The sequence below is a fragment of the Oceanobacillus kapialis genome, assembly GCF_044790185.1.
Taxonomy (GTDB): domain Bacteria; phylum Bacillota; class Bacilli; order Bacillales; family Amphibacillaceae; genus Oceanobacillus_B; species Oceanobacillus_B kapialis.
On sequence record NZ_CP085256.1, the window covers coordinates 1,591,121 to 1,602,437 of the forward strand.

At 38.8% G+C, this 11,317-nt stretch carries 11 protein-coding genes; 10 read left to right on the forward strand and 1 reads right to left on the reverse strand.

Annotated features, from left to right (window positions below; translation table 11 throughout):
* Positions 1-85 precede the first annotated feature (85 nt).
* The 3 genes from LG273_RS08400 to LG273_RS08410 all read left to right on the forward strand — a co-directional run bounded on the left by LG273_RS08400 (position 86) and on the right by LG273_RS08410 (position 1,804).
* On the forward strand, positions 86-607 hold the full coding sequence (locus tag LG273_RS08400; protein ID WP_404459165.1) for a YceD family protein: 522 nt from the start codon (positions 86-88) through the stop codon (positions 605-607).
* Positions 608-655: 48 nt separating this feature from the next.
* Positions 656-829, forward strand: a complete 174-nt coding sequence (rpmF, locus tag LG273_RS08405) for a 50S ribosomal protein L32 (protein WP_379560975.1) — start codon at positions 656-658, stop codon at positions 827-829.
* 486 nt (positions 830-1,315) lie between these two features.
* Positions 1,316-1,804: an RsfA family transcriptional regulator gene (locus LG273_RS08410; protein WP_379560976.1), complete on the forward strand. Its 489-nt coding sequence runs from the start codon at positions 1,316-1,318 to the stop codon at positions 1,802-1,804.
* A 127-nt stretch (positions 1,805-1,931) separates the two neighbouring features.
* On the opposite strand, the gene LG273_RS08415 is transcribed toward LG273_RS08410, so the two are convergent.
* Entirely contained in the window at positions 1,932-2,408 is a 477-nt protein-coding gene (locus LG273_RS08415; RefSeq protein ID WP_379560977.1) for an N-acetyltransferase, read from the reverse strand.
* A gap of 418 nt (positions 2,409-2,826) precedes the next feature.
* Between LG273_RS08415 and LG273_RS08420 the strand changes: the two genes are divergently transcribed.
* The 7 genes from LG273_RS08420 to LG273_RS08450 all read left to right on the forward strand — a co-directional run bounded on the left by LG273_RS08420 (position 2,827) and on the right by LG273_RS08450 (position 11,184).
* On the forward strand, positions 2,827-3,198 hold the full coding sequence (locus LG273_RS08420; RefSeq protein WP_404459168.1) for a DUF3397 domain-containing protein: 372 nt from the start codon (positions 2,827-2,829) through the stop codon (positions 3,196-3,198).
* 87 nt (positions 3,199-3,285) lie between these two features.
* A complete protein-coding gene (bshC, locus tag LG273_RS08425) occupies positions 3,286-4,905 on the forward strand; it encodes a bacillithiol biosynthesis cysteine-adding enzyme BshC (RefSeq protein WP_404459170.1) in 1,620 nt (539 codons plus the stop codon).
* Positions 4,906-5,102: 197 nt separating this feature from the next.
* On the forward strand, positions 5,103-5,534 hold the full coding sequence (mraZ, locus tag LG273_RS08430; protein ID WP_379560980.1) for a division/cell wall cluster transcriptional repressor MraZ: 432 nt from the start codon (positions 5,103-5,105) through the stop codon (positions 5,532-5,534).
* Between the two features lie 42 nt (positions 5,535-5,576).
* Positions 5,577-6,554 carry a 16S rRNA (cytosine(1402)-N(4))-methyltransferase RsmH gene (rsmH, locus tag LG273_RS08435; protein WP_404459172.1) on the forward strand — a complete coding sequence of 326 codons (978 nt, stop codon included), beginning with the start codon at positions 5,577-5,579 and terminating at the stop codon, positions 6,552-6,554.
* On the forward strand, positions 6,554-6,934 hold the full coding sequence (gene ftsL, locus LG273_RS08440; RefSeq protein ID WP_379560982.1) for a cell division protein FtsL: 381 nt from the start codon (positions 6,554-6,556) through the stop codon (positions 6,932-6,934). The genes rsmH and ftsL overlap by 1 nt, the downstream gene beginning before the upstream one ends.
* Positions 6,935-6,949: 15 nt before the next feature.
* Positions 6,950-9,163, forward strand: coding sequence for a penicillin-binding transpeptidase domain-containing protein (locus LG273_RS08445; RefSeq protein WP_404459174.1), 2,214 nt, complete (start codon positions 6,950-6,952; stop codon positions 9,161-9,163).
* Positions 9,164-9,252: 89 nt separating this feature from the next.
* Positions 9,253-11,184 carry a stage V sporulation protein D gene (locus LG273_RS08450; RefSeq protein ID WP_404459176.1) on the forward strand — a complete coding sequence of 644 codons (1,932 nt, stop codon included), beginning with the start codon at positions 9,253-9,255 and terminating at the stop codon, positions 11,182-11,184.
* The last annotated feature ends 133 nt before the right edge of the window (positions 11,185-11,317 follow it).

Consider the following 11,317-nt stretch of genomic DNA (forward strand, 5'->3'; position numbering starts at 1 on the left):
CCTACGACGAATTGTGTAAAGAAAATATATTGACAAAAGACTATTTTTCTTTTAAAATAACTCTTGTTGCCTAGAGGTGATTACATTGAAATTAACATTGGCGCAAATTAGAAAAAGTGCTTATAGTGAACCTTTCGCTTTTGATGAAATGGTGGATGTTTCAGAGTTAGAAGTGATGAATAATGACATAAGGGAGATCCCTCCCGTACATGTACAAGGGCAGTGCTTCTTACAAGGGGAACAAGTAATTATTTCATTTAACATTAGCGGAAAGATGATTTTACCATGTGCACGTACACTAGTGGATGTCGATTATCCTTTTGAAATCAAAGTGGATGAGGTGTTCACCACATCCTCTTATTATGATGAAGAGGAAGAAATTCATCCAATTGACGGGGAGGTACTTGACTTAACTCCCTATATAAAGGAGAATATTCTTTTAGAGGTTCCTTTTCGGGTTTTCGCTGAGGATACAAGTGGACAGGACGCTGCCCCTTCTAAAGGTGCAGGTTGGGAGCTTGTTTCTGAAAAACCGGCAGAAAAGACAATCGATCCACGTTTTAAAAAACTAGAATCATTATTTGAAGATAAAAAGGAAGACAAGTAAAGATTATTGTTTCTATGTTGTTTTCTTTTTGTGAAGGAGGTGTAAGTCATGGCAGTACCTAAAAGAAGAACGTCTAAAAAAGTGAAAAACCAACGTCGTACTCATAAAAAATTACACGTACCTGGCATGGTAGAATGTTCAAATTGTGGAGAGTTAACAAAACCTCACCATGTTTGTAAAGCATGCGGGCAATATGATGGGAAAGAAGTTGTAAGCAACTAATCAAATAGTATGCGTAAAAGCAGGTCACAATTCGTGTCCTGTTTTTTTATTGCAGAAATTATAAAATGTGAGTGTTGTGGATAATGAAATAACTGAAATTGCCACGTCCAGCTCCAGTTCTTTGCCTCTTCCTGTTAGACAATTGTCAAAGAAGCATAAGAGTGAATGTTTTACCCCGCCTTTACTAGAGGTGAACTAGAATACAATCACACCCTTACTGGCATTAAGTCATGGAAACAATCAAGTTTTCTAAGTAGGGGATCAACTGCCAGTACAGGTCCGATACGTTTAACTAGCATTTGGTACGCGAGAGAGGGAACCCCGGCAAATGAAGTTTCCCTTTATTTAAGCAACTATTGAATTAGTAAATAAGATTGATACTTACCTGAATAAAAAATTTAAAAAAATGAGATGAAAAGATAATATCGTATTCTATCACCCCTATTTTTTGCATACATTGATAGCAAACGAATAAGGAGGGATGGTATGAATGCGACAAGGCAAGATGCATGGACGCAGGATGAAGATATTATTTTAGCTGAAACAGTACTTCAACATATAAGGGAAGGAAAAACACAGCTTGAAGCTTTCAAGGAAGTTGCCAAACAACTCTCTCGAACCTCAGCAGCTTGTGGCTTTAGATGGAATGCCACCATACGAAAGCATTACCAGGATGCTATTCAATATGCTAAGGAAGAAAGGAAGCAAGGGGATAAAAAGCAATCTACACCCGTGTTATCTGGAAATGTAAATACTGAAAGAGATACAATCGAAACAGCCATTTCTTTACTAGAAAAGATGAGAACTGGGTTTATGGAGGAGATCCCGAGTAATAAACTTGAACAGGAAAAGCAGATTGAGCGCTTAAAGCAAGAAAATGACCAGTTACGCCAGCAATTACAAAGATATGATAACGCGTGGAAGGAAATGGGGAAACTGTGGGGTTGGGTTAAAACAGGCTCAACAAATTCCTAGATGTTGGGCATAACTATGTTAATGAAGCTGTAGAAGAGACGAATAACCAAAGCAATTATACATTACCCAAAATAAAGACATGAATGCTAATCTCATTCATGTCTTTTCGGCCTTCTAGAAAGCCCGTTTAATTTGTTTCCTTTTCCTGTACTCCTTCAGGCATCCAAATAAGTGGATTCTCTCCTAGGTCTCTCTCCATTTCGTAATGCGCTTTTTGAAAGCCCATTTTTTCCCAAAATGCGTGGGAGTTAATTCTAGGATTTGTCTTAATTGGCAGGTTATAGCTTTTCGCAAAGTCAACCAATGCTTTCCCATACCCTTTTCCTTGATAATTTGGCAATACTTCAAGCTTCCATAATGTTAAATAGTCCTGCGGTGGTTCAAAGTAAGCATCATATTTTTCCTTCACTCTATATAGGCTCATTCTTGCAACAAGATTATCTCCAATGTAAATGCCATAAAATGGGGAATCAATATAATTTTCAACCATCTTGTTTTCCAAATCTTCCAGCATAGAAAGCTCTTGATTTCCGTATTCTTTAAAATACTTAAATTTCTCAAGCGTTTTATAATTGATTGATAGATTCTCTACCTTTTGTGCCATGGAAAGCATCTCCTTCGTGTCGTATTCTTTCATGGTATCCCCACATTTAATCCCTCATTAACATCTTATGTTCTGAAAATACATAAATGAAATCGCTTTCTGAAATCCTTGCATCACTTTAAAACAGGACACTTATATATGCAAGGCTTCTTAGGATGTGAGGATCCAACATAATACTATTATAAAAAAATTCTGATGGAATTGAAAGAAATAAATAATTTCTCTTTTCAGTTTTAATTTTTTTCCGCCTTAACTGGCAGGAAGACCCTCACCAAATGAAGTTTCCCTTTATCATTAGATTTTCAACTTCTTAATGATAAATAATAAAGTGTGTGACAACTAAACTGTTCAGGAATGCATTTTGCTATAATATAAGATAGAATAACGAACATAAGAGGAGAAGGGGATATCTAGACTAATGGCGCATATCGTAAGTGTATTAATTGTAGCACCGTTTCTTGTAACAGGCTTGATATATTTTATTGCACGAAAGCTTTATAGACATAACAGAAAGGCATTCCATGCAGCTGTGAATATAAGTACACCATTTTATATGATTGCTGTAGTTATATTATTATCACAGCTATTTCATGTAGAAGTGACAGGGTATTTATTTATATTGTTATTGGTAATGATGATGGTGATTATCTTTTTCCAATGGAAATATAATACCGAAATTTTGTTTAGGAAAGCTTTCAAACTGTTATGGCGGATTTGCTTTTTGTTGTTTGTATTTCTTTATTTCGTGTTAATAGTATATGGAATTGTTTATCGAATTTTTTTCTATTAATCGTGTTCAAAACAGATTACATGAATTTTTAAGCGGAGTTATGTAAAATACATAGTGGACATTTCGAATAAAAGGAGCACGGGGTCTATGCATGTTGAAACACTACAGATACATAAAGAAAGTAAATTACTAAAGGATTACCGTAATAATGCCCCGAGTATTATGAAATTTTTTGATTATCATCCATATAATGATTTTCAACCACGTGTAGAAGAACTTATGGACCGGTCATACGACAGGGGAGAACTTTCTGATTTATTACATGAGATGAATCGTAAATGGAGTGCGCCAGCATCTTCTTTAGCAAATATAGATAGGCTCAAACAACAAGACAGTGTTGTTGTAGTCGGCGGACAGCAAGCAGGCATTCTTACTGGTCCGATGTATACGATAAATAAAATGATCTCTATCATTCAGCTTGCAAAGCAACAGGAAAAAGAGTTAAACATTCCAGTAATCCCTGTTTTTTGGATGGCGGGAGAAGATCATGATTTTGCTGAAATTAACCATATCTTTGTTCCTGACTCATCAAAAATGAAGAAGTTTAAACTGTTTCAGCAAGTGGCTGGTAAACAGTCTGTATCTGAAATTGGACTAGACAAAGAGAGCACAGAAGAATGGGTTAATCAATTATTTGAACAACTTGAGGAAACAACTCATACAAAAGGTCTTTATCAATCAATTCTTTCCAGCCTTGAACAAGCAAAATCCTACACGGACTTTTTTGCGAACCTTGTATACAGATTGTTTCCAGAAGAAGGGCTTGTCCTGATTGATTCTGCAGACAAAGAACTTAGACGGATGGAAGGGAAGCATTTTATTTCTTTAATTCAAAATCAAACAGAGATTAGTTCTGGAACTTATGATGCTGCCGAGAGATTAAAGAAATTGGGATATTCAAATTCATTGGATCTAGAGGAAAATGACGGGCACCTTTTCTATCATAAGAATGGGGAACGCATCCTTCTAGTGAGAGATGAGGAAGGAATGTGGGCTGGTAAGCAAAATGAAATCCGCTTTACATCCGAAGAATTACAACAGATTGCTAACAACCATCCAGAAAACCTAAGTAATAATGTGGTAACGCGTCCCATTATGCAAGAATTGCTATTTCCGACACTTGCTTTCATTGGGGGACCTGGTGAAGTGGGATATTGGGCTGTACTTAAGCCCGCATTTAAAGCATTGCAATTAAAGATGCCACCGGTTTTACCACGTCTATCCTTTACATTTGTGGAACGTCATGTGGAAAAAGCGTTGACTAAATACGAAATTAAATTAGAAACAGCCGTAAGTGAAGGGGTGGAAAATCACAAGCAAAATTGGTTGAAACAAAAACAGGATCCACCAATTCATGAATTAAGTGAAGAAATAAAACGTAAGGTAACGGAGGCTCATCAGCCGTTACGAGAGGCAGCAAAAGGAGTCCGAGCGGATTTGGGGGACTTAGCGATGAAAAACCTCTCTTATTTACAAGATACTATTCAATTTTTGGAAAAGCGTATTATTAAATCATTAGAGGAAAACTATGCGAGAGAGTTAGCAGAGTTTGATCTCATCACAATGTCACTTAGACCAGAGGACGGTTTCCAGGAAAGAATGTGGAATCCGATATTCTGGATTAATCGTTATGGAGTTGGTTTTATTACGGACCTAACAAACAAAAGTTTATCTATAGAAGAAAAACATTTTGGTGTATGGATTTAATAATAGCCTCCACCATTCCCCACCACAATCTGATATAACATAAAAAAGCTGTCCAGCGCTGCTGTGACAGCTTTTTTTGTTTGTTTAATCTGTTCCTGAATATCTGTTTTACATAGAAAGTAAATAAATTATGGGAAACTAGTGGTGAATAGTGGGGGGATGTGGTAATATATAAATAAGAAAGTGGGGCGAACTATATGTTCATGGGCGAATTCCAGCATAACATTGATGCAAAAGGAAGAATTATCGTTCCTTCCAAGTTCCGTGATGAGCTTGGTGAGACATTTATTGTGACGCGCGGATTAGACAAGTGTCTGTTTGCCTACCCCATGAATGAATGGAAATTACTTGAGGATAAATTAAAAAAACTCCCACTTACCAAAAAAGATGCCCGAGCTTTTACAAGGTTCTTCTTTTCAGGAGCGGTTGAATGTGAAGTGGACAAGCAGGGAAGAATAAATATTCCCCAGCCGCTTAGAGGATATGCAGCATTGGAGAAAGAATGTGTCGTAATTGGTGTCTCAAACCGTATAGAATTCTGGGCAAACGAGAACTGGGAGGATTACTTTAATGACTCTGAAGAATCTTTCGCAGAAATTGCCGAGAATTTAATGGACTTTGATATTTAAATTTACAGACGGCTAAGGAATTGACAAAAGTAGGTGGAAAGCATGTTTGAACATTATAGTGTATTAAAGCAAGAAACAATAGAAGGTTTAGCAATAAAAGCTACTGGTACATATGTTGATTGTACAGTTGGTGGTGGAGGACACTCAGAAAGTATTGCATCAAAACTTGGAGAAGGTGGTCGCTTAATCGCCTTTGATCAAGATAAGGATGCACTACAGGCTGCCAAGGAAAGACTTGCTGCCTATAAAGATCGTATTTTATTTATTCATTCAAATTTTAGCGGGCTCGAACAAGCTTTACTGGATATTGGAATAAATCAAGTAGATGGTATCTTGTTTGATCTCGGCGTTTCTTCTCCGCAGTTGGACCGAGGAGAAAGGGGCTTCAGCTATCAGCATGATGCTCAGTTAGATATGAGAATGGACCAGAGTAGCGAATTGAGTGCATATGAAATTGTTAATGAATGGCCATATCAGGACCTTGTCTCCATCTTTTTTAAATATGGGGAAGAGAAATTCTCTAAGCAAATTGCTCGTAAAATCGAGAAATATCGTGAGGAGAAGTCAATCGAAACAACACATGAATTAGTGGAAATTATTAAAGAAGGGATTCCAGCAGCAACGCGTCGTAAAGGGGGGCACCCCGCAAAGCGTATCTTTCAAGCATTGCGTATAGCGGTAAACGATGAATTGCAGGTTTTCAATGATGCGTTGCATCAAGCAGCTAGGATGACAAGTTTGAATGGGAGAATTGTGGTGATTACCTTTCATTCGCTGGAAGACAGGTTATGTAAGCAAGCATTTAAGAAATGGAGTACGGCCAAACCAACACCAAAAAATCTGCCCATTGTACCTGAATCACATGAGGCCCCGTTTAAAGTAATCACACGAAAGCCTGTGATTGCCGGAGACGAAGAACTTGAGGCTAATCGCCGATCACGATCAGCAAAACTGCGAATTATAGAAAAAGTAAAAACATGGGATGAATCATTTAACTATGAGGAAGGGTGGAAAAAATAATGAGCGCAAATCATGCACGTCAATGGCAACAGCCAAGGACTCAGCAAAGACCTGAAAAGCAGCAAAAGGTTTCAGTTAAAGTTCAGAAGCAAGGCTGGATTACAAAGGGAGAAAAAATCATTTATTCTGCTGTTGGGGCAATGCTAATTGCTACCGGCATATTTGTCGTTTCCTTCTCCTCCAGTACAGATACATTAAATCGTGATTTACAAAAACTAGAAAACACTGTACAAACGCAGCAAATGACGAATGAAGAATTAGTTTTTGAAGTGAAGGAATTAAGTAGGCCAGAACGTATTACACAAATTGCAGAAGAGAATGGCTTAAAAATTCAAAACGCACAGGTCAAACAGACACACGCCTTCAATGAATCTGAGTAGTTTGGGGAGAAAGCTATGAGGAAAAACAGTTCAACACATTTTATGGCAGGAATTCTGATTATTCTTTTTGTCGGTGCTTTTCTACTTTTAACAGGTAGATTTCTTTACATTCAAGCTACAGGTGAAGTAAATGATGTATCTTTGGAGGAATGGGCTGAACAGAAAAGGACCTCGTCTTATACGATGTCAGCGGAGAGAGGGAAGATCTTCGATAGCAATGGAATGACATTAGCTTATGATAGACCAACTTTCCGAATGTTCGCTATTCTTGACGAAGCCTATACGGGTGAGTCTGAGGAGCCGAAACATGTAGAGAACCCGGAAAAGACTGCGAAGACGCTTGCTCCATTATTAGATGTAGATGAAAAGGAAATCCTGGAGCGTTTGAAAAATGGAATAGAAAAAGACTTGTTCCAAGTAGAATTTGGAAATGCAGGTAAAGAGTTATCCCAACAGAAAAAGGATGAAATTGCTGCCAAAGATCTTCCGGGAATTAAGTTTGAAGAAGAGGCTTTGCGTTATTATCCGAATGGAATGTTCGCTTCCCAAGTTATCGGTTTTGCTAGGGAAACAGAAGTAGAAGATGAAGATGGCAATACAGTTCGTGAAATTAAAGGGATAGCTGGAATTGAAAATGTGAGGAATGACATACTGAAAGGCATCGATGGTCATGTTACATATCAGCGTGACAAATATAACAAGAAGCTACTTGACCCAAATGAAGTAGTTACGAAACCTCAGGACGGGGACGATATCTACTTAACATTAGACCAAAAGATTCAAACGTTATTAGAGGATGCAATGACACAGGTAGATGCAGAGTACAACCCAGAAAGAATGAGTGCTGTTGTTATGAACCCTAAAACGGGAGAAATTGTTGCAATGAGTAATCGACCAAGTTATAACCCTAACGATCCGAGTGATGTGGAGAATTGGTATAACGATGTCGTTTCTACACCTTTTGAACCTGGTTCCACTGTGAAAATGTTTACATGGGCAGCTGCAATTGAAGAAGGTGTCTATAATGGGGAGGAAGGCTTCGAATCTGGCAGCTACCGACCTAATAAACAAATGAGAGCTATACATGACCATAACGGTGGAGATGGTTGGGGGACAATTTCATATGACGAAGGTTTCCAACGTTCCTCTAATGTTGCAGCAGCAAAATTAGCTTGGGAAAAGGTAGGAACAGAAAAGTTTCTTGACTATTTAAAGGCTTTTCAATTAGATCAAAAGACAGGCATAGATTTACCTGGAGAAGTAAAAGGGGAGATTCTTTACAACTGGCCTTCCGAGAAAATTACGACAGCATTTGGGCAGGGGAGCACCATGACGCCAATTCAGCAAATGAAAGCAGCAACCGCAATTGCGAATAACGGTCAAATGGTACAACCTTATATCATTAAAAAAATTGTTGACCCTGATACTGGAAAAACCGTTGAGGAAAAAGAGAGAAATGTAGTCGGAAATCCTATTTCTGAGGAAACGTCAGACCATGTATTAACGTTGTTGGAATCAGTAGTAAATGGTGAAAAGGGTACAGGCAAGATGTACAAACTTGACGATTATACAGTTGGCGGCAAAACCGGTACAGCACAGATACCAAATGATGAAGGAAAAGGGTATATGACAGGAAAGGAAAACCATGTCTTTTCATTTCTTGGTATGGCACCAATCGATGATCCGCAATTAATGATGTATGTTACTGTCAAACAACCTGAGTTAGAACCAACCGAATCTGGTTCAGCACCGGTTTCCTTTATTTTTAAAAATGTTATGGAAAATGGATTACATTATTTAAACATTAACCCTGACAAAGAAAATACGAAGGAAACAAAGTCTATACAGGTTCCGGAGCTTGTTGGCGGAGATGTCAGCAAGGTGCAAAAAACTTTAGAAAAACAAGGACTACGCGTAACAACAGTTGGGAAAGGAAAAGTTGTGGCAGCTAACGTTGAAGCAGGAGATAATATCCTGGCTAATGACCATGTTATCCTGGTGACAGAAAAGCCAACAATGCCAAGCATCATTGGCTGGTCATTACGAGACGTTCTTCAACTGGCAGATATATTACAAATAAAAACGGACACTTCTGGTACTGGGTTTGTTGTAAAACAAACCATTAAAAAAGGTACTTCTTTAAAACAAGGAGATAGCTTAGGGGTGGAATTACTTCCACCGAATGAGAAACAAAAGAAAGAGAATTCAAACGAAGAAGAGAATTCATAACGTTACCTCTGACTAAATAAACAGCGTTCTATTCTTTTTTGAACGGTCATATAGTGGATACAAGCCTACCTATGAAAAGGGGATGGAAAATGAAACGAGTATCTACTGTGACTGTAAAAAAAAGAATCGTTGCTGTTTTTCTTTTTGGTCTGCTTATTTTTGGGATCATTGATTTCAGGCTCGGGTATGTCCAATTCGTTATTGGCGACAAGTTAGTAGGACAAGCTAATGACCTATGGACCAGAGATATTGTATTTGAACCAGAAAGAGGGCAAATCCTTGACGCGGATGGTGAGGTGTTAGCGGATAATGTTACAGCCCCTTCCATTGTAGCCGTTCCTAGACAAATTACGGAGCCTGAGGAGACAGCAGAAAAATTAGCGGGGATATTAGATGTACCTGTAGATAAGGTACTAACAGACATAACAAAGAATGCTTCAAGTGTAAATATTCGTCCTGAGGGGATCAAGATAGACGAAAAACAAGAACTTGCGATACGTACATTGAATATGGATGGAATTTACTTAGCGAAAGATTCTAAAAGGCATTACCCAAATGGGGAAGATCTTTCACATGTTTTAGGCTTTGCAGGTATAGATAATCAAGGTTTAATGGGCCTGGAATTGTTTTATGATGATAAGCTTAAAGGTGAGGAAGGGAGTTTATCCTTTTATTCTGATGCAAAAGGCAGACGACTGGATAGTCTAGCAGACGTTTACACACCCCCAGAAGATGGGTTAAACCTTAAAACAACAATAAACTCGAAAGTACAAACCATCATTGAAAGAGAGTTGGACCTTGCTGTATCAAAATATAACCCTGATGGAGCTGTTGCCATTGCGGTGAACCCTAAAACAGGAGGGGTTCTTGGGATGAGTTCTCGGCCAAATTTCCACCCGGAAAATTACCAGGAAGTGGACGCCAATATTTTCGACCGTAACCTGCCTATTTGGAGTACCTATGAGCCTGGATCTACCTTTAAAATCATTACGTTGGCGGCAGCACTTGAAGAAGCTGTCGTCGACCTAGAGAAGGACGAATATTATGATGACGGTTCTATAAATGTTGACGGAAGTGAACTACATTGCTGGAAAAGTGGAGGGCATGGACAGCAAACCTATCTTGAAGTTGTACAAAACTCTTGTAACCCGGGCTTTGTGACTTTAGGTCAGAAGCTTGGAAAAGAAAAGCTATTTTCTTACATTGACAAGTTTGGGTTTGGGCAAAAGACAGGGATTGATTTGCAAGGTGAGGGGAACGGAATTCTGTTTAATGAAGAGAGAGTAGGACCAGTAGAGTTAGCTACTACAGCTTTCGGTCAAGGGGTATCCGTGACACCAATTCAGCAGGTTATGGCGGTTGCAGCAACGGTAAATGGGGGTTATTTATATGAGCCATACCTTGCTGACTCATGGGTTGATCCAAAGACAAACAAGGTTATCGAGAAGCATGAACCAAATGTAAAGCGAAAAGTAATTTCAGAGGATACTTCTGCACAAGTACGTCATGCGCTTGAGAGTGTTGTAGCAAGTGGGACTGGAAGACCTGCCTATGTTGATGGGTACCGTGTAGGTGGGAAAACGGGGACCGCTCAAAAGGTCGGACCTGGTGGAAGGTATATGGAGAATAACTATGTCGTTTCTTTCATTGGCTTCGCTCCGGCTGATGACCCGGAGATTGTCGTATATGTGGCTGTGGACAATCCAAAAAACACCGTCCAATTTGGTGGTGTAGTAGCAGCCCCTATTGTTGGCCGAGTCATTGGGGATAGTCTCCAGGCTATGGGGGTCGAGCGCCGAAGTGGGGGAATGGATAAGGAATATCAATGGCCGGAGGAACCAAAAGTAGAAGTGCCGGATTTAATTGGTTTATCAAAAGAAGAATTAGCTGAGTACATGACCAACCTCTCCATTGAAACAAGTGGAGAAGGAGATTATATTATAGATCAAGCTCCAAGTCCTGGTACAAAGGTGGAACAAGGCTCGAAAATGAGGATCTATTTATCGGAAAAAGATCGTTAAATGGGAAAAACTTTGCTATAATGGTTACGGAACAAAACGGTTGTAATGTATCAAAGCAACCTACTTTAAACTGGTGAAGAAATGCTGGCCATGTTAAGATAAGTATTTTGCTGTATAAATTAGAATATTTAAG